This window comes from Neptuniibacter marinus, from assembly GCF_001597725.1.
Taxonomy (GTDB): domain Bacteria; phylum Pseudomonadota; class Gammaproteobacteria; order Pseudomonadales; family Balneatricaceae; genus Neptuniibacter; species Neptuniibacter marinus.
In genome coordinates, this window is the sequence record NZ_LUTR01000023.1 from 13,163 (window position 1) to 37,360 (window position 24,198).

General features: G+C 44.3%; 23 protein-coding genes. 14 read left to right on the forward strand and 9 right to left on the reverse strand.

Features of this window, described 5'->3' with window-relative positions; all coding sequences use genetic code 11:
* The first annotated feature begins 4 nt into the window (after window positions 1-4).
* From A3774_RS13390 to A3774_RS13410, 5 genes are read left to right on the forward strand one after another with little or no spacing between them, the layout of a single operon-like run.
* Complete coding sequence (locus tag A3774_RS13390; RefSeq protein ID WP_067868519.1) at window positions 5-493, forward strand: Fur family transcriptional regulator; 489 nt, start codon at window positions 5-7, stop codon at window positions 491-493.
* Window positions 493-1,287, forward strand: a complete 795-nt coding sequence (gene znuC / locus A3774_RS13395; protein WP_067868522.1) for a zinc ABC transporter ATP-binding protein ZnuC — start codon at window positions 493-495, stop codon at window positions 1,285-1,287. The genes A3774_RS13390 and znuC overlap by 1 nt, the downstream gene beginning before the upstream one ends.
* Window positions 1,287-2,075, forward strand: coding sequence for a zinc ABC transporter permease subunit ZnuB (gene znuB / locus A3774_RS13400; RefSeq protein ID WP_067868525.1), 789 nt, complete (start codon window positions 1,287-1,289; stop codon window positions 2,073-2,075). Before znuC ends, znuB begins: the two co-directional genes overlap by 1 nt.
* Complete coding sequence (locus A3774_RS13405; protein ID WP_067868528.1) at window positions 2,072-3,415, forward strand: MATE family efflux transporter; 1,344 nt, start codon at window positions 2,072-2,074, stop codon at window positions 3,413-3,415. The genes znuB and A3774_RS13405 overlap by 4 nt, the downstream gene beginning before the upstream one ends.
* On the forward strand, window positions 3,415-4,500 hold the full coding sequence (locus A3774_RS13410; protein ID WP_067868531.1) for a PQQ-dependent sugar dehydrogenase: 1,086 nt from the start codon (window positions 3,415-3,417) through the stop codon (window positions 4,498-4,500). The genes A3774_RS13405 and A3774_RS13410 overlap by 1 nt, the downstream gene beginning before the upstream one ends.
* Window positions 4,501-4,549: 49 nt before the next feature.
* Here the strand turns inward: A3774_RS13410 and A3774_RS13415 are convergent, their stop codons facing one another.
* Both A3774_RS13415 and prlC read right to left on the reverse strand, forming a co-directional pair.
* Window positions 4,550-4,813, reverse strand: a complete 264-nt coding sequence (locus A3774_RS13415; RefSeq protein ID WP_067868534.1) for a YheV family putative zinc ribbon protein — start codon at window positions 4,811-4,813, stop codon at window positions 4,550-4,552.
* 68 nt (window positions 4,814-4,881) lie between these two features.
* Complete coding sequence (prlC, locus tag A3774_RS13420) at window positions 4,882-6,924, reverse strand: oligopeptidase A (RefSeq protein ID WP_067868536.1); 2,043 nt, start codon at window positions 6,922-6,924, stop codon at window positions 4,882-4,884.
* A gap of 138 nt (window positions 6,925-7,062) precedes the next feature.
* Between prlC and A3774_RS13425 the strand changes: the two genes are divergently transcribed.
* From A3774_RS13425 to A3774_RS13455, 7 genes are all read left to right on the forward strand, one after another.
* Window positions 7,063-7,608 carry a gamma carbonic anhydrase family protein gene (locus A3774_RS13425; protein WP_067868539.1) on the forward strand — a complete coding sequence of 182 codons (546 nt, stop codon included), beginning with the start codon at window positions 7,063-7,065 and terminating at the stop codon, window positions 7,606-7,608.
* Window positions 7,583-8,203 (forward strand): hypothetical protein, encoded by a 621-nt coding sequence (locus tag A3774_RS13430; protein WP_067868542.1) that lies wholly within the window; start codon window positions 7,583-7,585, stop codon window positions 8,201-8,203. The genes A3774_RS13425 and A3774_RS13430 overlap by 26 nt, the downstream gene beginning before the upstream one ends.
* 97 nt (window positions 8,204-8,300) lie before the next feature.
* Window positions 8,301-9,575, forward strand: a complete 1,275-nt coding sequence (locus tag A3774_RS13435) for an imelysin family protein (RefSeq protein ID WP_067868545.1) — start codon at window positions 8,301-8,303, stop codon at window positions 9,573-9,575.
* Between the two features lie 74 nt (window positions 9,576-9,649).
* Window positions 9,650-11,095 carry a di-heme oxidoreductase family protein gene (locus A3774_RS13440; protein ID WP_067868548.1) on the forward strand — a complete coding sequence of 482 codons (1,446 nt, stop codon included), beginning with the start codon at window positions 9,650-9,652 and terminating at the stop codon, window positions 11,093-11,095.
* Window positions 11,096-12,184, forward strand: coding sequence for an imelysin family protein (locus tag A3774_RS13445; RefSeq protein ID WP_067868551.1), 1,089 nt, complete (start codon window positions 11,096-11,098; stop codon window positions 12,182-12,184).
* Window positions 12,171-13,280, forward strand: coding sequence for a DUF1513 domain-containing protein (locus A3774_RS13450; RefSeq protein ID WP_067868553.1), 1,110 nt, complete (start codon window positions 12,171-12,173; stop codon window positions 13,278-13,280). Before A3774_RS13445 ends, A3774_RS13450 begins: the two co-directional genes overlap by 14 nt.
* A 68-nt stretch (window positions 13,281-13,348) precedes the next feature.
* Complete coding sequence (locus A3774_RS13455) at window positions 13,349-14,434, forward strand: LbtU family siderophore porin (protein ID WP_067868558.1); 1,086 nt, start codon at window positions 13,349-13,351, stop codon at window positions 14,432-14,434.
* 246 nt (window positions 14,435-14,680) lie between these two features.
* On the opposite strand, the gene A3774_RS13460 is transcribed toward A3774_RS13455, so the two are convergent.
* From A3774_RS13460 to A3774_RS13490, 7 genes are all read right to left on the reverse strand, one after another.
* Window positions 14,681-17,056 carry a Lon protease family protein gene (locus A3774_RS13460; RefSeq protein ID WP_067868561.1) on the reverse strand — a complete coding sequence of 792 codons (2,376 nt, stop codon included), beginning with the start codon at window positions 17,054-17,056 and terminating at the stop codon, window positions 14,681-14,683.
* A 134-nt stretch (window positions 17,057-17,190) separates the two neighbouring features.
* A complete protein-coding gene (gene aroE, locus A3774_RS13465) occupies window positions 17,191-18,018 on the reverse strand; it encodes a shikimate dehydrogenase (protein ID WP_067868564.1) in 828 nt (275 codons plus the stop codon).
* 32 nt (window positions 18,019-18,050) lie between these two features.
* Window positions 18,051-18,965 (reverse strand): oxygen-dependent coproporphyrinogen oxidase, encoded by a 915-nt coding sequence (gene hemF / locus A3774_RS13470; RefSeq protein WP_067868566.1) that lies wholly within the window; start codon window positions 18,963-18,965, stop codon window positions 18,051-18,053.
* A 21-nt stretch (window positions 18,966-18,986) separates the two neighbouring features.
* Entirely contained in the window at window positions 18,987-19,562 is a 576-nt protein-coding gene (locus tag A3774_RS13475; RefSeq protein ID WP_231867990.1) for an L-threonylcarbamoyladenylate synthase, read from the reverse strand.
* Window positions 19,552-20,064 carry a 5-(carboxyamino)imidazole ribonucleotide mutase gene (gene purE / locus A3774_RS13480; protein ID WP_067868572.1) on the reverse strand — a complete coding sequence of 171 codons (513 nt, stop codon included), beginning with the start codon at window positions 20,062-20,064 and terminating at the stop codon, window positions 19,552-19,554. The genes A3774_RS13475 and purE overlap by 11 nt, the downstream gene beginning before the upstream one ends.
* A gap of 150 nt (window positions 20,065-20,214) precedes the next feature.
* Window positions 20,215-21,360 carry a DNA-processing protein DprA gene (dprA, locus tag A3774_RS13485; protein ID WP_067868575.1) on the reverse strand — a complete coding sequence of 382 codons (1,146 nt, stop codon included), beginning with the start codon at window positions 21,358-21,360 and terminating at the stop codon, window positions 20,215-20,217.
* A gap of 15 nt (window positions 21,361-21,375) precedes the next feature.
* The gene (locus A3774_RS13490; RefSeq protein WP_067868578.1) at window positions 21,376-22,404 is read right to left on the reverse strand and encodes a LysM peptidoglycan-binding domain-containing protein; all 1,029 of its coding nucleotides are present in this window, start codon (window positions 22,402-22,404) and stop codon (window positions 21,376-21,378) included.
* 255 nt (window positions 22,405-22,659) lie between these two features.
* Between A3774_RS13490 and def the strand changes: the two genes are divergently transcribed.
* Both def and fmt read left to right on the forward strand, forming a co-directional pair.
* Complete coding sequence (def, locus tag A3774_RS13495; RefSeq protein WP_067868581.1) at window positions 22,660-23,172, forward strand: peptide deformylase; 513 nt, start codon at window positions 22,660-22,662, stop codon at window positions 23,170-23,172.
* A gap of 78 nt (window positions 23,173-23,250) precedes the next feature.
* Window positions 23,251-24,195 (forward strand): methionyl-tRNA formyltransferase, encoded by a 945-nt coding sequence (gene fmt, locus A3774_RS13500; RefSeq protein ID WP_067868583.1) that lies wholly within the window; start codon window positions 23,251-23,253, stop codon window positions 24,193-24,195.
* The last annotated feature ends 3 nt before the right edge of the window (window positions 24,196-24,198 follow it).

A 24,198-nucleotide genomic window follows, 5' to 3' on the forward strand; every position in this document is an offset into this window, starting at 1 on the left:
TTTTATGCCAAAATCTCAACTTGCTTTTCGATCTGAACATGACCACAGTGACTGTATAGAGCATGCATTATCTGAGGCTCGTGAGCTATGCGCCGAACGGAAACTACGTTTTACACCTATCCGTGAACTTGTCCTTAAAACGATTTGGCAAAGTCATAAACCACTAGGTGCTTATGAACTACTTCCCACCTTAGCAGAGGCGGGTTTTAACTCAGCACCACCGACTGTGTACCGCGCTCTTGATTTTTTACAGGAGCAGGGATTTGTCCATCGAATCGCACTGCTCAATGCTTTTATTGGCTGCCCTCACCCACAGAAAGCTCACGAAAGCTCCTTTTTAATCTGTAGCCAATGCAATAATGCCGTTGAGATTGAAACCTCAGGGATCAGTAAAGAGGTCAATAAACAAGCTGAGCTATTAGGGTTTATCCCAGAGCAGCAATCTATCGAAGTTTTAGGCACCTGCCCTGAATGTCAGCGAGTCAGCCCATAATGAATCAGCCACATCGCCATGAACCTCTAATTAAGCTGGATATGGTTAACCTTCATTTTGGCCAGAATCATGTTTTGCAAAATATCAGCACCGAACTCCACAAAGGTTGTATAACAACTATTATTGGTCCCAACGGTGCGGGAAAAACTACCTTAGTCAGGGTTATTCTTGGCTTATTAAAACCCGACAGCGGCAATATATGGAAAGAAAGCAATCTTCGTATTGGCTATATGCCGCAGAAATTACAAGTCGATAAAACCTTTCCTTTAACGGTCGAACGCTTTTTAAAAACTGCCCAAAACTGCAATCAGGAGCAGATACAGACCGCGCTAAACGATGTAGGCGCATCTCTATTACTCAAGCAATCTATCCACCATTTATCAGGCGGAGAGATGCAGCGAATTTTACTAGCCCGCGCTTTATTGCGTGATCCCCACTTACTCGTTTTAGATGAACCTGTACAAGGGGTGGATATTAACGGGCAGCTAGAACTTTATAACCTTATCTCTCGTATACGAGATGAGCGCGGCTGTGGCGTATTAATGATCAGTCATGACCTCCACTTAGTCATGGCATCAACAGATCATGTAGTTTGCATAAACCATCACGTTTGCTGCTCAGGTCACCCAGAGCACGTTACCAATGACCCATCCTTTACTGAGCTATTTGGCATTAAAGGAAGCGAACAACTAGCCGTCTACAGTCACCACCATAATCATCGGCATGATGAGCACGGAAATATCATTCCAGAAAATGAGCGCACGAGCAGCTCGAGTCACAAGGATTGCTGCTAATGCCTGATTTTCTTATTTACGCGCTACTCGGCGGCTTAGGTGTAGCAATAGTCGCAGGGCCTCTAGGCTCATTTGTAGTTTGGCGTCGTATGGCTTATTTTGGTGATACCCTCGCCCACTCAGCGTTACTAGGGGTCTCCATTGGCTTTTTACTCGACATTAATCTCAACTTATCCGTTATTATTTGCTGCGTAGGCTTGGCGCTTGTACTTGTTGCCTTGCAACGTCAACGTATGGTCGCTACAGACACTTTATTGGGCATAATGGCCCACAGTGCGCTTTCCCTTGGTTTGGTTGCTGTCGCGTTGCTGGAAATCCGTGTTGACTTAATGTCATATCTTTTTGGTGACCTGTTGGCGGTCAGTCCGCAAGACCTCTTCTGGATATACGGTGGTGGCGTTGCAGTTTTACTACTCCTAAAATTACTCTGGCAGCCCCTACTTGCGATCACGATCAATGAAGAGCTAGCTCATGTGGAGGGCGTCAACGTACCGCTTATCCGTTTGATTTTGATGCTGTTAATTGCAGTAGTCATTGCTATAGCAATGAAAATAGTGGGTTTACTGCTCATTACCTCTCTTTTGATAATTCCAGCTGCCGCGGCTCGGCGCTTAGCTCGCACACCTGAACAGATGGCTATTGGTGCCGGCGTTATAGGGTGCCTATCAATCTTGGGCGGGATAAGCCTATCTTGGTACTTTGATACACCGGCAGGCCCTTCAGTGGTAGTCGTATCTTTAGCACTCTTCATTGCACTCTACAGCCTACCAACTAAACAACAAACATGATCGCATCGCTGTATAAATATTGGCCCGACAAGCAGCGTCACAGACAAGTATGGGCATTAGCTTGGCCTCTAATGCTATCCAATATCACTGTACCTCTATTAGGCTTGGTCGATACCGCTGTTATTGGTCATCTGCCAGAAAGTCATCATTTAGGGGCGGTAGCTGTCGGCAGTATGATTTTTACCGTTCTCTACTGGGCCTTTGGGTTTCTACGCATGGGAACTACGGGCATGACAGCCCAAGCTTTAGGTGATAATAATGGCGCCTTAAACCGCCAACTCCTCGCGCAATCGATCATATTGGCAACGGCGATAGGGTTGCTTATTTTATTATTTCGCACGCCTATTATCAGTTTAGCTCTGTCACTAATGGGGGCTGAGCCTTTAGTAACCACAGAAGCGGAAAAATATAGTGAGATCCGCATTTTAGGCGCCCCAGCAGTGCTATGTAACTACGCATTGCTGGGCTGGTTTGTCGGCAACCAAAATACACGTATCCCCCTCCTCATATTATTGGTCACCAACATCATCAATATGTTGTTAGATATACTCGCAGTCTATGGCTTAGGTATGCATGCAGATGGGGTTGCGGCGGCCACCGTTTTTTCTGAATATTTCGCGCTTTTTCTCGGCCTCTACCTCGCGAAGAAACATCTGAAAAATGTTTCATCTCAACTTGAGATAGCCTGCCTAAAACGGCTCAGTGATTATATAAATTTGATTGCGGTAAACCGTTATCTTTTTATTCGTACACTGTGTATTTTAGGCTCCATTGCCTTTTTTACTGCCCAAGGAGCCAAACAAGGCACGGATATTCTCTCTGCTAATGCGGTTCTACTTAACTTTTTATTATTAATCTCTAACTGGCTCGATGGGTTTGCACATGCAACCGAAGCTCTATCAGGTAAGTATATCGGGGCGAAAAAGCTAACCACATTTTATCAATCATTGGTCAGCGCTTTAAGCTGGTCTGTAGGTACAGCAGCCCTACTTTCGCTGGCATTTTGGTTAGCTGGCGATCTTATTATTAATCTACTCACCGGCATTGAAAGCGTACGTATCATTGCTAAAGCCTACTTGCCCTGGATTATCGTCTTACCCTTAATTGGTGTCTGGAGTTTTCTGCTCGACGGTATTTTTGTTGGCGCAACCCAATTTAAAGCGATGCAAAATACGATGCTGTTCTCTGTTTTCATCGTTTTTCTACCTTTATGGTGGTTGACTCAAAGCTATGGAAATCAAGGTTTGTGGTTCTCATTTCTTGCTCTTTTTGTGGCAAGAGCGCTCTCTGGCGGCTATGTTTACTGGACGAACTGCAAACATAAGCGTTGGATAAATTGATGATTACGTCACTTAGCATACTGATCTCTTTTTCTGGAGTAAGTGAGTTACCACTAGAAACATTAACCCTCCCTCCTTCATATAAGATCGAGGTTGTGGCAAAAGCACCGAATGTTCGCCAACTTGCTCTAGCAGAGGACGGGACTCTATTTGCGGGAAGCCGTCGAGCGGGAAACCTATACGGGTTTATCGATCAAGATAAAGATGGGATCTACGAAAAAACGGTTATTTTAGCTAAAAACCTTAATATGCCCAGTGGTATCGCGGTAAAAGGGAACGACCTCTATGTGGCGGAGGTATCTCGCATTCTCAGATATAAAGAGATTTTACCGCTAAAATCTTCTATTAAACTCTCTCCTGAAACTTACTACGACAAGCTCCCTGACAAGACACACCATGGTTGGAAATATCTTAAGTTTGGCCCAGACGGAGCCTTGTATTTCAACATTGGCGCTCCCTGTAATATCTGCTTACCTGAATATCCCTTTGCAACCATTATGAAGCTGGATAACCATAAGAACACCACACTTATCGCCCAAGGCGTGCGTAACAGTGTCGGCTTTGCTTGGAACCCTCAAAACCAGCAACTATGGTTTACGGAGAATGGGCGAGATCACTTAGGGGATGATCAGCCTTCCGATGAGCTCAACCATGTAACAGATAACGGCGAGCATTTTGGCTACCCTTTTTTTCACGCTCAAGGATTAGCTGATCCCAAATACGGTAAAGATCAGTATACCGACCAACAGCCGCTCAGCTATACTCCTGCCGCCTATAAACTCGGTGCGCATGTTGCGCCTCTAGGTATGACATTCTCCGTCAACGCCTCAACAGAAGCTCAACAAACGCTATATATTGCTGAGCACGGATCATGGAATAGAAGTCAAAAAGTAGGCTATCGCGTTGTAGAACTGCAGATAAAAAATAATAAAGTGATTAGTCACAAACCCTTTATTAGCGGATGGCTAAAAAATGAGGAATATTGGGGAAGACCTAATGACATCATTGAGACACCCGAAGGTAGTCTCTTGATATCAGATGATCATGCAGGCGTCATTTATCGCCTTTCCAAGAAAGAAAGGTAGCCGATAATAAATAATACCGCCTTAGTCGTGCGGTATTATTTATCTAATACTAATGATCTTTTCGTGCGCTACCTAGATTCTCTGTGAACAGTAAGGGTTGTGCACCCTCTTCAATTTGAGGCCCAGTATCGCGGTTTACTCGCGTTTCTAACTCTTCAATATCCGGTGTTCCATCTAATCGCATGGAGTCTTCATAATCACAGCGGACGCACTCTTTATACTCCCGCTCATCATCTCGAAAGGTCCGGATACAATCCATCTCACCACACCGGGGACAAACAGCACCGGCAATAAATCGTTTTACAATGCTCATAATTTTATCTCTAACTCACCTTGTCGGTGCAGGTAAGCGGCCTGAAAGGTCCCTTACCTTTTTAGGGTTTAAGCTGCGGTTTGGATACCGCAATGACGAAGCAGTGCATCCACTTGTGGCTCACGCCCACGGAAGGCAACAAACAGCTCCATTGGCTCACGAGACCCACCCATCTCTAAAATATGTTGACGGAAGTCATTACCCGCTTCTTTACTAAATACGCCATCCTCTTCAAAGCGGGAAAAGGCATCAGCAGACAAGACTTCAGCCCATTTGTAACTGTAATACCCTGCGGCATAGCCACCAGCAAAAATATGACTAAAGCTATGCTGGAAACGATTGAAATCAGGTGGTGTAATCACCGCCACACGACTACGGATATCATTTAAATAGCTCTGCACATCTGTGACACCGGGCTCATAGTCTCGATGTAAGCAAAAATCGAATAGCGAAAACTCAAGCTGACGTACCATCATCATACCGGATTGAAAATTACGTGCTGCCAACATTTTGTCTAACAATGCTTGCGGCAGCGTTTCACCCGTTTGATAGTGACCAGAAATAAGCGCTAAAGCTTCCGGCTCATAACACCAGTTTTCTAAGAACTGACTTGGCAACTCAACCGCATCCCAAGCAACACCATTAATACCACTGACATCAGCCGATTCGATCTGAGTCAGCATATGGTGTAACCCGTGGCCAAACTCATGGAACATGGTGGTCACTTCATTATGGGTCAATAAAGCGGGATCATCCCCCACCGGCGAACTAAAGTTACACACTAAATACGCAACGGGAAGCTGAAGCGTACCGTCCGCTAAGCGGCGACGTACACGACAATCATCCATCCAAGCGCCGCCTCGTTTCTTTTCACGGGCATAAAGGTCTAAGAAGAAGCGTGCAATCACCTCGCCTTTACGCCGAATTTCAAACAACCGTGCATCTTTATGCCAACGGTCGAACTCATCCACTTCACTGATCTCAATATCAAATAGTTTTCCTGCCACAGTAAACAAACCGTTCAACACTTTAGGTAGCGGGAAGTAAGGGCGAACCTGCTCTTCAGAAATTGCGTATTTAGCCTGTTTCAATTTTTCACTAAAGTAAGCAAGATCCCACGCTTGCAGATCCTCAACCCCATATTCCTCTTTAGCGAAATCACACAGCTGCTGATAATCTTGCTTAGCTACAGGCAAGCTTTTCTCGGCTAAATCATTTAGAAACTGTACAACCTGATCGGTTGTTTCAGCCATTTTAGTAGCAAGGGAGTATTCAGCGTAGTTATCGAAACCTAATAGCTTCGCCAACTCTAAACGGAGCTCAAGAATCTGCGTCATTACAGACGAATTATCCCATTTTCCCTCACCAGGCCCCTGATCTGATGCCCGTGTCGCAAAGGCGGTATAAACTTCTTTGCGTAATTCACGATTATCCGCATAAGTGATCGTTGGCAGGTAAGATGGAAAATCTAAAGTTACTAACCACCCATCTAAACCTTTTGCTTCAGCCATCTGTTTTGCCGCAGCTAAAGCCATCGGCGGCAAACCCGCCAGCTCGCTTTCGTCGCTAAGTAGTTTATTCCATGCGTTACTGGCATCTAATACATTCTCGGAGAACTTCGTCGTTAGCTCTGAGAGCTTCTGCTGCAGCGCTGCATAACGTTTTTGATCATCACCATTCAATGCGATACCGGATAAACGAAAATCCCTTAGGGTGTTAGTAACGACCTTCTGTTGAGCTTCATCTAACTGTTTGAAATTTTCACTCTCAGCAAAATCATTGAACGCTTGGTAAAGCGCTTGATTCTGTCCCATCTCAGTCCAATATTGGGACAACTTAGGCAGACAAGCATTATAGGCGTCTCTCAACTCATCCGTATTAACCACCGCATTCATATGAGACACCGGCGACCAAGCTTTTGCCAAGCGATCATTCATCTCCTCCAACGGAGCCACAAGATTATCCCATGTAGGCGATGTCATTGAGCCTAAGATTCTCTCAACCTCTGCTCGGCCATCCGCCAATAACTGATCTATCGCTGCTTCGATATGATTAGGTTTAATCGAACTAAAAGCAGGTAATAATTGCGGCTCAAGCATTGGGTTGCTCATCTAATATGCTCCTAAAGAAGAGGGGTAATACCTCTTTAATGGGATCAAAAATGAATTTTTCAATTATAATTCTATTTAAACTTCCTCTTATAAATTTGCCATAATGGTTTCCTTTAAATCATATTCGAGTAATAAAGTATGAAAATCCGTACCTATCAAGGCATGACCCCTAAACTAGGAGAGCGTGTATTTGTCGATCCAACGGCGGTCGTGCTTGGTGATGTGACTTTAGGAAACGATGTATCAGTTTGGCCTCTCACGGTCATTCGTGGCGATATGCACCGTATCAGCATAGGCGATCGTACAAGCGTACAAGATGGTTCCGTGCTACATATTACTCATGCAGGCCCTTACAATCCTGACGGCTATCCGCTTATCATCGGCTCTGATGTCACTATCGGCCACCAAGCAATGTTACACGGCTGCACTATTGGCAATAAAGTTCTTGTCGGTATGGGCGCTATGATTATGGATGGCGTCATCGTTGAAGATGAAGTGGTTATAGGCGCAGGCTCTTTAATTCCCCCTGGAAAAAGACTAGAAAGCGGTTATCTATACGTGGGGCGCCCAGCCAAACAACAACGTCCATTAACTGAAAAAGAACGCGCCTTTTTCAGTTACAGCGCATCTAATTATGTGAACCTAAAGGATAAGCACCTTGAAGAAGACTACGCTAACTTATAGCGCTCTCGCTCTACTTATCGGTTGCAGCGGCTGTAGTTATAACACCCAAAGTACGCCCAATTCTTGGCTAAAAACACATGGCTTATCAACACCTACAGACTTAGGAGAGATGACCTTATGCCAAAACTTTGGTTGCACTAAATCCAAATCTATACAGTTATCAACCGATGAACTTAAACTCGTTCAATTACTGTTCACCCCATTACCTACTAACGCTGCGGCAGAACGAGAAAGGATCGCTCAAGCGATCGGACTATTAGAAAAGATAACAGGCCCCAGAATAGGCACGGAAAACGATTTAGCTAAAAATGCTTTTGGCTTTAGCTTTGAAAGCAATCAACTCGACTGTGTTGCCGAATCAAACAACACAAGTACTTATTTACTCCTTCTACAGAGCTTAGAACTGCTTAAATACCACCGAGTGGGCGGTAATATGCATCGTGGTTTGTTCACTCTCCATGCTCCCCACAACAGTGCCGCAGTGATTGAGAACGATACGGACCATGCCTATGCAGTAGATTCTTGGTTTCGCCCTAATGGAGAAGCCGCATGGATTATCGAATCAGAGCACTGGCTTTCAGGCGCAACGCCATAAATAGATTATATTAGCCTTTTCGCTATTGATATTTATTCTCATTACGATTATCCTTCGAGGAAGCTTATTATTACTGTAAATAAATAGGAATTGATTTATGAATTTTCGCCAGTCATTCGTAGCGGCAGCTATATCGGCTATCGTATGCGGTCCAGCTCTTGCTTCAACGCCCGCCCAGTCCGATATACTCGACAATTACGCTAACATTGCACAAGCGACTTATGAAGATTCGCTACTAACGGCTCAAGAGCTCAATAAAGTTCTTAATCTTTTCCTTGCCAAACCTACCGAAGAGAATCTAAAAAAAGCTCGTGAAGCGTGGATTGCAGCACGCGTACCTTACCAGCAATCGGAAGCTTTCCGCTTTGGTAACCCTATAGTTGATGATTGGGAAGGCAAAGTTAATGCTTGGCCACTAGATGAAGGACTAATCGATTACGTAGCAGCAGGTTATGGTGCGGAATCAGATGAAAATCCATTCTATACAGCAAATATTGTTGCCAACAGTAAACTTAAAGTAGGTGGCGTTGAGATTGACGCATCTAAAATAGATAAGAAGCTACTCGCAGAAACGCTACATGAGATAGACGAAGTAGAAGCCAATGTAGCGACGGGTTATCATGCCATTGAGTTCCTTTTATGGGGCCAAGATCTAAATGGCAACAACCCAGGTGCTGGTAATCGCCCAGCGACTGATTTTGACCTTGAAAATTGCACACATGGTAACTGTGATCGTCGTCGCGACTATTTAATGGCTGCGACAGAGCTTCTGATCGATGATCTGCAAGAGATGACAAACAATTGGGCTCCCCAAGGACCTGCGCGTACTGAACTATTATCCAAGGCACCTGCAGAAGGTATAGCAACAATTCTAACAGGCATGGGTAGCTTAGCGTACGGTGAACTGGCGGGAGAACGCACTAAGCTAGGCTTAATGCTGCATGATCCTGAAGAGGAACATGATTGTTTCTCCGATAATACACATAATTCCCATTTCTACGATGCGAAAGGGATTAAAAATGTCTATTTAGGCGAATATACCCGCGTTGATGGCTCCACAGTTTCTGGTGCTAGCCTTGCGGAACTGATCAAACACCAAGCCCCTACTGTTGATAAGGATCTTAGAAACAATCTAGACAAAACCGAAAGCGCTGCTCAAGTAATGGTTGATGAGGCAGCAAAAGGCAATACTTTTGACGTACTTATCGGTGCGAACAACAAAGAAGGCAATCAAGTAGTTCAGACTTTTGTCGATGCGCTCGTCGCTGAAGCTGAATCTATTGAAGACGCAATCGCGGCGTTGAAACTTGAAGGCATTGAGCTAGAAGGTTCAGATAGTTTAGATAACCCAGCATCAATTAGTGCTGAGTAACCAAGCTGAAGGCTAATCATAAAATCCGGGGCCTAAGCCTCGGATTTTTCTTTTCATAGACGATTAAAAAAACTGTGCACAAATTATTTCCACTCCTATATCTACTTTTTTCCTTCCAGCTCTTCGCATCAGAGAGTTCAACGGTAGGTTTTACAGCAGAAGAGATCGAGCAGGGTGGTGCAACAACTCATCATAATGGAAATAATAGACACAGCTTCAGCCACCCAGCCGCTAATCTCGCATTTAAAAAAGAGTTAGATTTTAAGCTAGGGAATAGCATATTCAAAAAGTTGTGGGTACCTGCGCCATCCTCAACCACCGCTAGTGATGGCTTAGGCCCCCTCTATAATGCTCGCTCCTGCATGCAATGTCATATAAGAGACGGCCGAGGGCATACGCCGGAAAGCAACTGGCCAGAAGATAACGCAGTTTCACTTTTCTTACGTTTAAGTATCCCACCTCAAAATCAACAGCAAGAGCAAGCCTTAGCTACAGGGGAGGTCGGTGTTATCCCTGAACTGACTTACGGTACTCAGTTGCAAGACTTTGCGGTAGCAGGATTAAATGCCGAAGGACACATACAAATAAGCTATAGCGAGACAGAGATCACCTTAGCGGACGGAGAATCCGTTTCCTTACGTCGCCCCAAATACTCAATCAGCGATCTCGGATATGGCCCTCTACATCCAGAGACTTTATTATCACCTCGTATCGCCCCCGCGATGATTGGTTTAGGTCTCTTAGAAAGTATTCCTGAGGCCAGCATTTTAGCCCTAAGCGATCCTAATGATCTTAATAACGATGGTATTTCAGGCAGGGCAAACTGGGTTTGGAACCAACAAACCCAGTCAACAGCACTCGGGCGATTTGGCTGGAAGGCCGGCACACCAACTCTAAACCAACAGAACAATACCGCTTTTAATGGAGATATAGGCATATCCACTCCCTATGCAACAAGTCCTTATGGCGAGTGCACACAACAGCAAGAAAGCTGCTTAAACATGCCCAATGGAAATAGTGCTCATCTTGACGGCGTTGAGGCATCCGCAAGCATGATAGAGCTATTACTCTTCTATACACGTCATATTGCCGTTCCCGCTCGCAGAAATGCTGACGATCCAGAGGTTTTAGCGGGCAAAGAAATTTTCTATAACAGCGGTTGCGCTAACTGCCACCAGCCAAGATTTACAACAGCAAACATACCCGAGCTACCTGAATTAAGTAATCAATTAATCTGGCCTTATACAGATCTTCTATTACATGACATGGGGGAAGATTTAGCCGATAATCGCGCCGAGTATTTAGCTAACGGTCTTGAGTGGCGAACACCTCCGTTATGGGGCATTGGTCTAACGGACGTTGTGAGTGGAAAAACCCACTACTTACATGATGGTCGTGCACGCACTTTACTTGAGGCAATCCTCTGGCACGGAGGCGAAGCGGAACAAGCAAAACTGTCCGTGACAAATATGTCAAAAGCAGATCGAAATAACCTTATTAAATTCCTGGAGTCTCTATAAATGAGCCTGCTATCTATTACCCGATACAGCGCACTCAGCCTAGTATTTTTACTGAATGCGCCAATTGCAGCAGCAGAAATCAGCCAAGAGCGTTGGTTAAAACTCAATCAAGCCGCTGTAAATGAGCACATACTTCCAAGCTACAATGCTTTAGCGGAAAAAAGCAAAACCTTAGCGATGGCTAGCGCCTCACTGTGTGCAGCGCCATCCGAAGAAAATTTGAGGAATGCTGAAGCCCACTTTATTGACACACTGAATGCATGGCAGGGTATACAGCATGTGCAGTTTGGCCCTATTGAACTATTAATGCGTAATTTTACGATTCAATTTTGGCCAGACAAGAAAAACCTCACTTCAAAACAACTGAATATTATTCTTAAAAATCAAGATCCAGCATCACTGGAGCCTGAATTTTTCAGAACAGCAAGTATTGCAGTGAAAGGCTTACCTGCCATGGAGCGAATTCTCTTTGCTGATGACGCGTTAAAACAGATAGAAGAGAATCCATATCGTTGCCAATTCCTACAATCGGTGAGTGATTATCTAGTCATTCAAACGGACAATACTAATAAGGAATGGCAAGAGTACAAGCAGGAATTTAGTACACTCATTTCCGAAGAAGGTATCTACGAAAATGCTCAAGAAGCGAGCATTGATATTATGAAAGCTCAAGTCGAACCACTGGAAGTGATTCGCGATCTAAAAATACTTAGACCACTAGGTAATAAAGGTAAAGCAAAGGCTCGTCGCTTAGAAAGCTGGCGTAGTAAAAATGCACTTCAAAATATACAGATGAATATCCAATCACTCCATCACCTCTACAGTGGCCTTAAAGATTACAATCTTTTCCAGTTGCTGAAAGAGGAAGGTGCGAACGATTTAGCAGACAGTATTGAACAGCAATTCATCACTATAGAAACCACCTTAGGAAAGATACCTACGCCACTATCGCTGCACCTTAAAGAGCCAAAGGTGAAAGAACAGCTATTACTTATCGCTCAAGAGCTTAAACAACTACACGAAAGCCTTGATAAAACCATGCCTGCACTAGGTCTTCAGCTAGGATTTAACAGTCGTGACGGGGATTAGTCGTAGAGAATTTAGCCTGCTGTTAGGTTGCTCTTTACTAAGCCCTTCGCTGCTTGCAAATGGGAAACAGTCTTTATTTGCTTCCGCTGCAAAAGCATCCAATGGTGCATATGAATTACTGGTGATCGATCAGGCAGGGCGTCTGCACTTACGTCATGAGTTACCAGCACGAGCGCATCACATTGCGGCCCATCCTCATAAACCGCTATTAGCCGCTGTAGGTCGTCGCCCAGAAATATTTATTGATGTGGTCAACTACAAAACAAAGCAGCTAGAAACTCGCATTAGAAGCGCTCAAGGACAGCACTTTTACGGCCATGCAATTTATTCTGCAGATGGTCGCTGGCTGATCTCAACTGAAAACGAGATTGCAACAGGGCAGGGACTAATTGTTATTCGTGATGCTCTACATAACTATGCTGTTGTACAACAATTTAGCTCTGCGGGCATTGGCCCCCATGAACTAAAAATGATGGCCGACGGGAATACTTTAGTTGTTGCTAATGGGGGAATTCTTACCCATCCTGACCAAGGCAGGGCAAAACTCAATATAGATGTTATGCGCCCATCACTAGCCTATATAGACATCAAGACAGGTCAATTGAAAGAACAGGTCTTTATGCCAGAAGAGTACCACCAGCTGAGCATTCGCCACTTTGATATTAATCAAACAGGCAGGGTTGTCATAGGACTGCAATACCAAGGAGACAAAACAGACGATGTCCCTTTAGTTGCGTTCCATACCCAAGGACAACCTCTAGCATTAGTTCGCGCACCGATTAGCACCAATATGGCAATGAAACAGTATTGCGGTAGTGCTCGTTTTGATAAAAGCGGAAAAGTTGCAGCGATATCAGCCCCTCGTGGCAACTTAATTACCTTTTGGCATGCAGACACCCAGCAATTTATTACATCAACCACAAGCAGAGATGGTTGCGGTTTAGCGCAAACAGAGAAACCTGAAGAGTTCTTAATCAGTACGGGCAGGGGATACTGCTATCGCTATAACTGTCAAACCCAAAGCAAACACAAGATAAAGCTCAATATCCCTGTACAGACTGCTTGGGATAACCACATGTCAAAAATTTTAGCCTAGGCGACCGCAATCTAAGCCTAGGTTCATTATTTTTAGCGGCCTCAGCTATACACATATATGTTAACAAAATGTTACAATATAACTTACTACTATTACATAAAGATGAAGGGAAAAACCATGAAAAAAAAACAGCCATCGCCACATGTGTTGCAGCGGCTCTAGCAATATCATCTCCTGCATTTGCGGACGTTGCAGAAGAATTAGCAGCAATGAAAGCACGCATTGCACAGCTTGAATCTCAACTAGCCACTCAGCAAGAAACGCTAGCTAAGCAAAAAAACGTTTCTAACACTAGCTCTGGTGGTTTTGCTGATAATGTAAGCGTTTCTGGAGCAATGGAAATTCTTGCTACTCACTCTGAAGAAGACGGCGGCAATAGCACAAATGATGTCGTTCTTGACACATTTGAATTAGGCATTGAAGCTAAAATTAATGAAAACGTAACGCTTTCTTCTTTAATTGAGTATGAAGACGACAAACTAGACGTAACTGAAGCTTATGCTGTAATTGGTGCTCCAGATAGCAACCTAGCCCTTACTGTAGGTAAAGCACCTGTTCCATTCGCTGTTATTAACAGCAACTCATGGACTGATCCACTAACTGACGATGCTTTCGATATCAAAGAAGGTATGGCGATGGTTAGCTGGGGTAACGATAGCCTAACACTAGACGCTTATACTTTTAATGGCGCAGAAGATGGCGATACCCTTGATACTGTAGGCCTAGGCGCAGATTTCGCTGTAACTGAAGGCTTGTCTTTTGGTGCAGGTTATCTAAGCGATGTTGCTGATCTAAACGGCCTTCCTGCAGGTGATGCATGGCGTTTAAACGGCCTATATGAAGCCGGTGCTCTAGCCCTTTCTGCAGAATATATTGATATTGATGCTGACAACACTTCTATCGATCCAACGTTCCTACACCTAAATGCAGGTTATGCAACTAACGTGTTTGGCGCTGACGGTCAAATTTTCGCAGGCTACAGCGAAACAGATGATGGCCAGAATGTTGTAGACCTAGCTGAAGAACGTATTGTTCTAGGTGTAGAGCGCTCATTCGGTGAAAATGCATCTGTTGTTGCTGAGTACGTACGTGAAGAATCATACAGCAATGAAGAAACTGATACTTTAAACCTTGTCCTTGTGACAGAGTTCTAAGTAGCTATACCTAAAGGTTTAGTGGCATAAATCTGAGCAAACCGTGGATCAACACTGTGGTTTGTTTGGAGTGTGACAGACCGGCATTGAATCCCCCTTCTATCATCAATGCCGGTCGTCACAATTTGGTATAGCCATAGTGTCAACGTTCCCGTTGCACTAATAGCGTGCATATTATCTGTAAAGCGTCAGGCATGGAACTAACTTACACCAACTTTTACACTTTTTAATCACAAGGTATAAGGTTTAGTCCGCTTTAGCACTAGATATTTCGCGTAAGCGTTTAACCACTTGGGCATTAATACTTCGCTGGGTAAATGTACCATCCTCTTTCCGCTTACCGGCTTTACGCCCCATCAAGACTTCTAGGCATTGATCCACGTGGGAAACTGCATAAACAGAAAACTCACCTTGCCTAACCGCTTCAACCACTTCAGCCTTTAACATTAAATTACGAATATTTGCCTTAGGAATAACCACTCCCTGTTCGCCATTCAAGCCTCGTGCCTTACATAGATTAAAGAAACCTTCTATCTTCTCGTTAACACCACCAATGGCCTGTACTTCACCATACTGATTGATTGAACCCGTGGTTGCATAATTCTGACTGATTGGGATATGGGTAAGCGCAGAAATTAAAGTACAAACCTCTGCTAATGAAGCACTATCACCATCAACATAACCGTAAGATTGCTCTAGAGCTATACTCGCAGACATCGCCATAGGGAAATCTTTAGCGTACTGATTGCCCAGGAAACCACTGAGGATAAGTACCCCTTTCGAGTGAATAGGCTGACCTAAAGTCACCTCCCGCTCAATATCCACAATACCGCGATTACCGGGATATACCGTCGCAGTAATGCGTGCAGGTGTACCAAATGCCACATCACCTACTTGAAGTACAGTTAAACCATTAGCTTTACCTATAGCTTCACCTTCAGTATCGATCAGTACTGTTTCTTCTACGATACCTTCTTCAATTTTCTCCGCCATCCGTGCTGTACGACGCTCTTTCGCATTCAATGCCATCTCCACATGATCAGCATTGATTAGCTCATCTTCCTCTTTGATCCGTTTAAAATCCGCTTCACAGAGCAGATCAACGAGTTCACCAATATGGGCGGAGAGCAACTCTTGGTTTTGAGCCTGCCGAGAACTATGTTCCACCAACCGAGCGACTGCACGGCGTGTTAGCGGGGCCAAACCCTCTTCATCAGCTAAAGTTTTCATTAGCCGTGCATAACTGCGTACCATCTGAGGTGTACGTTTTACATCCTCATCAAAGTCGACCACCACTCTGAACATCTTTTCAAAGTCATGGTCGAGCTCTTGTAATAAGTAATAAATATCACGAGAACCGACTAGCACAATCTTTACTGTCAAAGGCACCGCTTGCGGCAACAGGGTGATAGTACTGATCCCTGTATATTCACTGGCAGGACTTTCGATACTAATCTCGTGGGATTTCAGTGCTCGTTTCAATGCACCATAGACAAAAGGCTGCTCCAATAATTTTTCCGCTTCCATAACCAAATAACCGCCATTAGCCTGATGTAATGCACCAGGACGAATAAGCTTATAGTTGGTCGATAGCGCACCCATCTCCGTATTATATTCAACGCGGCCAAATAGATTCTCATAACTCGGATGAGCCTCGTAAACAACGGGAGCGCCTTTGGTTTTAACATTATCAACTAGCAGATTAACCCCGTAATTGCTTTCCATATAGTTACGTCGGGCAGCATCAGTTACAGGTTCTAAAACTTTGTCATCACCGACAATTTCACTACAGTTTTTGACCAACGAGTTTTCCATCTCAGCCAAATAGTCCATGGCTGCAGAGAGATTGGCATATTTCTCTTTAATCGGTTGGAATAGGGGGGAGATCGCTTCTCTAGTTGTGTCTCGATCAAGGTTTTTTAACTTTTCCGCCGCTTCACGACGCCATTGAGGCAAGCCAGTTAGTGCTTCATTTAGCTGATCTTCTAACTCAGAAATAGCTCGAGTAAATCCAGCTCGTGCCTCTTCAGTTAGCTGAGAAAAAGCTGCCTCATCCATTGCCTGCCCATCAGCAACGGGAGTAAACCCTATAGTCCCAGCATCTCTATAGACAGCAATACTGTGTTCACGCGCTTCGCGCTCAACGGCATCAATCGCATGATCATAATAACGATTAAAATCGCGCTCGATTTTACTTTTCATGCGCTGATAAGTTGGGCTTTCAAACGCCGCGGGCATCTCAGTTAAAGCGCCTTCAATAATATGTTTAATATCACGCTTAAACTGCTGTGCCTTCCCGGCGGGAAAACTGATGGCCAAAGGGTGGCGATTATCTTTTAAATTATTAAGGTAGATCCAATCGGTCGGTTTCTTCTCTTTTTTGGCAACCGCTTTTAGGTTTTCCATAGCAAAAGAAAAGCGTCCAGTATGAGGCGTTCCCATAACAAACAGGTTATAACCTGGACGGCGCATACCAATACCAAACTCCATCGCCTCAAGCGCCCGATCCTGCCCAAAAAAGCCGGTAAAAGGTTCAAGTGTTGATGTGGTTTTAAAAGGTAGTAGTTCAGGATCACAGCTACAATAGAGCTGCTCAGTGGATAGTCGGGTTTCCGTTACCATATGGCGCTCCCGCTGATGACTGGGGTCATTAAGAAATCACAATTTTTACCTGTGTTTCTTGAAGTTATACCCCCCAGAAGCGCCGCTTGCAAGCTCTGATGGAAAAACAAGGAAAGATAACAGTTGTATTAAAATCAATCAGTTAATAGATTACGAAGCTGTTTAATTACCGACTGAGAATCAGGTTCAATTCCGCGCCATATTTGAAAGGATTGTGCGGCTTGCTCAACGAGCATACCTAATCCATCAATTGATTTTTCTGCGCCTTTATCTGAAGCCCACTGACAAAAAGCAGTAGGGGAGGCGGAATACATCATGTCATAGCACCAAGCATGATCAGCTAAAACAGAATCAGGAATGGGAGGCACTTCTCCCTGAAGGCTTGCAGCGGTCCCATTGATAATCAAATCAAAACATTGTCCACCCAATGTATCATATCCAGATCCGGAAACATTACCTAAATGAGCAACCAGTTCGGCCAATTCAACCGCTTTTGAAACAGTTCGGTTTGCAATCACTAATCGCTGTGGCTTCTGCTCTAAAACAGGCTGCAACACGCCCCTCACCGCACCACCAGCACCCAGAATAAGAACCCGCTTACCTTCAATCTTGCCGCCATGGTTACGCACAATATCTTGCACCATACCTACACCATCAGTGTTATCACCACAGAGCTGCCCCTGCTCATCGCGATAGAGTGTATTCACTGCTCCGGCAAGTTCTGCACGAGGAGATCGCACGGTAGCTAACGCCCAAGCTTCCTGCTTGAAGGGTATAGTGATATTCAACCCCTGCCCATCACCGGATAAAAATGATTCAACAGTTTCAGCAAATTTATCTTCCGCTACAGCAATCGCCTCATAGATCAAATCTTGACCTGTATTTTCAGCAAAAGCCGTATGAATCTGCGGTGACTTTGAATGCGATATAGGGTTACCAAAAACGGCATAACGATCTGTCATATATCTGGACTCTTTACATTGCTTGCGTAATGTTAAACATTCAACCAATCTGTAGGTTTTAAATAACGCTCATATAGAACAGATTCTTCAGTGCCTGCTTCGGGTTTCCAATCATAGCCCCAACGCACTTCGGGAGGCAGTGACATTAAAATTGACTCTGTGCGCCCGCCAGACTGAAGACCAAAAAGCGTTCCGCGATCATAAACAAGATTAAATTCAACATAACGTCCACGACGATGTAGTTGGAAATCCCGTTGACGCTCGCCGTACTCCTTACCTTTATTACGCTCAATAATTGGGATGTAAGCTTTACTATAAGCGTTACCAATAGATTGCATCAAAGCAAAGCTTTTTTCGAAACCATACTCATTTAGATCATCAAAAAATAACCCGCCTATTCCTCTTGGCTCATCACGATGCTTCAGATGAAAATACTCATCGCACCATTTTTTAAAGTGTGGATAGATATCCTCGCCAAACGGGTCACATGCGTCTTTAGCGGTTTGATGCCAAAATTTACAGTCTTCATCATTGCCATAGTAAGGCGTTAAATCAAAACCACCACCAAACCACCAAACAGGATCTTCCCCTTCTTTTTCTGCAATAAAAAAGCGTACGTTAGCATGCGAAGTAGGGATGTAAGGGTTTCTTGGATGGATAACTAAGGAAACACCCATCGCCTGAAAGTTACGCCCGGCCAACTCAGGTCGATGTGCAGTAGCAGAGCCCGGTAACTTATCACCAAAAACATGGGAGAAGTTAACCCCGCCTTTTTCAATGATGGCTCCATCCGCTAATACTCGAGTTCGCCCACCGCCGCCTGTTTCACGCTGCCATTCGTCCTCAAAGAATTCACCACCGCCATCAACCTTTTCAAGGGCATCACAAATAGCATCCTGAAGGCCTAACAGATATTCTTTTACAGCTTCGATATTTGGGGCGGACATAGTACTCACTCACTTATATATTCAGACCCTAACGATACGGTCCGATTTTAAATCTTTAATTTGGGTTGGCTGAGACAATCCGCCTAAGCAACCAGGCAAAACATAATCAAGCTCACTGCCGAAGTAAGTATTTACTCTCAATATATCTTTGGCAGGACAATGAGCTGAAGGATTAGCAGAAGTGGAAACAATGAAAGATCCGTAAGTTTCAGTTAAGCTTTTAACAAGTAAGTGATCACTCACTCTTACAGCAACTGAGCTATGTTTCCCTTTAATCCATCTGGGGATTATATCTTTTTTGTCCGGTAAAACCCACGTATAAGGCCCCGGCCAACTAGCCGTTACTTTATCGTATTCTTCCGCACTGAGGTCATCTAACAGAAATTGTATTTGAGACAGGTTTCCCGCAACCAAAACAAGCCCTTTATCGACAGGGCGTCGTTTAATTTTGAGCAGGTGGGAGACTGCGTCTTGGTTAAAAGGGTCACACCCTAATCCCCAAACCGCTTCGGTAGGATAGGCGATAACACCTCCATGTTCTATCGCCCGAACAGACTGGTGAATATGCCACCAGCCTAAATTCTTATTACAGTTCACCGTTCTGGAGCTTTTCCTGCAGTGCTGCATCTTTTGCAACAATAGAATCAGTATTAGCTTGTCGCTCTTGCTTTAAACGTTCCGCAAGATCAGCATCCGCTACAGCCATAATCTGTGCACCCAGGTAAGCAGCATTTTTAGCGCCAGCTTTGCCTATAGCAACTGTAGCAACAGGAATGCCGCCCGGCATCTGAACAGTAGAAAGCAATGCATCTAAACCATCAAGCGATGAATTAATTGGCACACCAATAACAGGTTTAGTTGTATTCGCAGCTACGGCTCCTGCTAAATGAGCAGCCATGCCGGCAGCACAAATAAAAGCTACAGCACCACGAGCATCGGCATCTTTAACATAATCATGCGTCTGAACCGGAGTACGGTGTGCAGAGCTAACTTTAATTTCGAACGCAACGTCCAATGAGCGCAATACGTCAACCGCAGCGGTCATTACAGGTAGGTCAGAATCCGACCCCATTAGAATAGCAAGGAATGGTTTGCTCATGTCTCTCTCGGATAGTTAAGTTAGGATGCTGAACACTAAATGTTCAAAGCCTGCTTTGCAACAACTGTTCGGTCATAGATATAGACGAAAAATATATAGAAAAATCGACTGATATTCCTTTTTATTTCATGTTAGGCGATCCAAGCTCTTTTAGCACTTAATATAGCCACCCTCTCTTTGCTCTATAACGCCTTTCAATTCCATAGAGACAAGTAGCTGGCTCAACTCAGCAATGCTTAAACCACTTTGAACACTTAGCTCATCTATGCAACAAACCTCATAGCCTATCTGTTCTAAAACGCGGCTCTCGGCGCCACTCAATTCAACCAGTAAATTACTCTGGGCACTATTGTCTGGGCTTCCTCTATTTTGATCAAACTCCTCATTTAGATAATAACCTAATAAGGGCGCAAGTTGATCGATCATCTCTTGCGCTGTTTCTACCAATACTGCCCCCTCTTTAATTAGCAAATGGCAACCTCGACTTAAAGGATTATTTAATGGGCCCGGTAGGGCAAAAACCTCTCGACCATGCTCCATCGCCATTCTAGCTGTAATTAAAGATCCGCTTTTCGGAGCAGCCTCAACAACCAGCACACCTACACTCATACCACTAATTAAGCGATTTCTTTTTGGAAAATGGGGCGCTATAGGAGGGGAGCCTAAGAAAAATTCACTTACCCAAGCACCTCCGTTTCTTAAAATATCTACAGCTAACGATCGATTTCGGGCTGGATAGATCCGATCAATGCCGGTACCAAAAACAGCGACAGTAGGCTTCTCAATATCAATACACGCCTTATGGGCCGCGGCATCAACCCCCAAAGCCAATCCCGAATTAACAACAACGCCATTTTTAGCGAATTCTAAGGCAAACCCATAAGCTTGCTTTAAACCACTTACAGACGCGTTCCTACTACCGACAATCGCTATCTGGGGTAGATTAAGTGCTTGAACATTCCCACGAACAAACAGAATAGGAGGAGGATCATAAATTTCACGAAGTAATTGAGGATAATCAGAGTCGGTGATAGGTAGGATATATGCGTCATCAAAAGATGCTTGCCACTGCAACGCAGTATCTATAGCTTGATGAACAAGCCCTTGAGAGGAGCTCTGATATTCACACAGCGCATCTATAGTTTTCTGTTTAAGACCTAACCGCTGCCATTCGATTAAAGGCGCGTTAAGAAGCTTTTCTGGCGTCCAGCCTTTCTCCCATAACGTTTTAATCGAAGCCGGCCCAAGGCTGGGCAGGGCGGCAACGGCGATCCAGTCCCTTGGATCTGCCGTCATTTTTATTTCCTTAAATTATGGTTGGCGCAAAGTATCGCCAATAGAAACGACATCTGTGCTTTGCATAACTAAACCATAGCTTACTTTTTCGAATACTTTAAACACCATCAATTCGCCCGAGCGTTCACTAGGCAAAGTGACGAACTCTTTAGTCACAGGATCCTTAAGACGCTCACCTTTACGGTAAATAGCAAAAACATGCCCAGGCTCTAAACCTTCACGGACACCGCGGTTAATGGCAACAACATTGAACTGTCCACCATCTCTAACACCACCAAGCACTTTAAGAATTTTACCTTCAATTCCATCAGGAGAGGGTTGAGGATAAAAGATAGACTGTATACGAACCTCTTCGGTCGGTACCACTCGATCCAATACTCGAATCTCTTTTTTAGATTTCACAACATCAAGGGTAATAACATCCTCTGTGTGAGTTTTCACATCAGCATCCGCTACTTTAGTTAGCTCGAAACCTAAAACCTCTTCCGTATCAGGATCTACGTATTCGCCATCTGCACGATAGATGCCTTGTCGACGCTGCTCTTCTAACAAACTACCTCGAGCATAAATACGATCACCCGCACCGGCGATGATGCGTGCACTCTTACCACCTAATACATAAGGTGCATCCTTGAGAATATCTTCCTCTAGCACACGGTTATCATTCAAAAAGCTGATAATATCGCGTAGGGGTATCGCAGGGATAGCCTGATCTAGCGGAGAGGTTCGCGCACGAGGATAGATTCCACTATCTCGACGAACACCAAGGCGAGGCTTACCATCCACCCAAGTTAAATAGATAACATCACCAGGGTAAATAAGGTGCGGATTATCAACTTGTGGGTTTACGCCCCAAACTTCAGGCCACTTCCAAGGGCTTTGCAGAAAGCGCCCCGATATGTGCCATAAAGTATCGCCTTTAACAACAACATATTCTTGTGGATAGTCATCACGAAGAAGCAAACTATCCTCGCGTGTTTCAGCACTAACATGCGTAATAGAAAGCACCACAAAGGCAAGTAATCCACATAACAATTTTTTCATGTCCAGTTCCCTTATTACCCCAAGCCATAAAACTATCAAGCTAATGAGGTAACGACAATGCATTGAGCGTTCTAATCAGTATAATAGGCAGAATAATATTTTTCGCTATCGATCTCGACATATTATTTCGGCCAATCTGCTGAAAAATCGAGCAATTTAATTAGAAACAAAGTTACTTTCTTTCTAACGTTAGCATGTATCAATGAGAGATACCTGCTAGATAGCCTCACACAACTGTAGAATAGACATTAAACCATGGCAATATTAACCATTCTAGAATACCCAGATCCTCGCCTGCGTACTATCGCAGAACCTGTAGAAACGGTTGATGATGCCGTACGTGCTCAAATTGATGACATGCTCGAAACTATGTATGCAGCCCCCGGCATAGGTTTAGCAGCAACGCAGGTAAATATTCATAAGCGTATTGTTACTATCGATATTTCAGAAGATCAAAACGAGCCTTTAATTCTGATTAACCCTGAATTTGAAATACTTGAAGAAGAGTTACACAAATATCAGGAAGGCTGCTTATCTGTTCCTGGCTTCTATGAAGATGTACAGCGCCCACAAAAAGTTAAGTTAACGGCGCTCGATTACAATGGTGAGCCATACGAACTTATTGCTGACGACCTTTTAGCGGTTTGTATTCAACATGAATTAGACCATTTAAATGGCAAACTCTTTGTAGATTACCTCTCCATGCTTAAGCGCAATCGCATTAAGAGTAAGCTTGAAAAGCAGCACAAAATGGCAAAGCACGCATAAGCGCAATCGACTACACTCTATTCTCAGGCTTGCGCTTAACACCGCAGGCCTGTTTTATTTGATTTGGATAACTTTTTTATGGCTAACACCCCACTTCGTATCGTCTTTGCAGGAACGCCAGACTTCGCCGCGTACAATTTACAAGCGCTGCTGGATAGCGACCACCAAGTGATAGCGGTGTATACCCAGCCTGATAAAAAAGGAAAACGCAAAAACCAGATGGCACCAAGGCCGGTTAAAGACCTTGCTCAAGCCCATAACATCCCTGTTTTTCAGCCCACCAGCTTAAAAACCAAGGAGGAACAGCAAGTACTCGCTAACCTTGAAGCCGACATTATGGTTATTGTTGCTTATGGAATGCTCTTGCCACCCTCCATATTAGAAACTCCCCGTTTAGGCTGTATTAATGTGCATGGCTCACTTCTGCCACGCTGGAGAGGTGCAGCCCCTGTAGAACGCTCTATGTTAGCCGGTGATGCAGAAACCGGCGTCACCATCATGCAGATGGATGAAGGTTTAGATACCGGCAACATGCTTTTAAAAGCCGCAACACCTATAAATGAAACAGATACAGCAGCGTCCCTTTTTGATCGTTTAAGTGGCATAGGTGCAACCGCCTTAATTGAAACATTAAACGGCCTATGTGAAGGAAACATTGCTGCTGAAATGCAAGATAATGAGTTAGCAACTTATGCCCACAAGCTCAGCAAAGAAGAGGGCGTGATCGACTGGAACCAATCAGCAGAAGCTATTGATCTAAAGATTCGCGCATTGAGCCCGCGTATAGCGGTTACTTTCCAGCTAGAAGGTGAAACAATTAAGTTGCTTGAATGCGAACGACTAGATCAACAAGGTGTAGCAGGACAAATTCTTCCCTCTGATAAAAAAAGCATCGTTGTTGGCTGCGGGGAAGGGGCTATCAAAATCAAGATGCTGCAACTCCCCGGTAAAAAGCCTATGGATGCAGCTTCAGTACTCAACTCTAAACGTGAACAGTTTAGTGCTGGCGTACAACTAGGATAACTA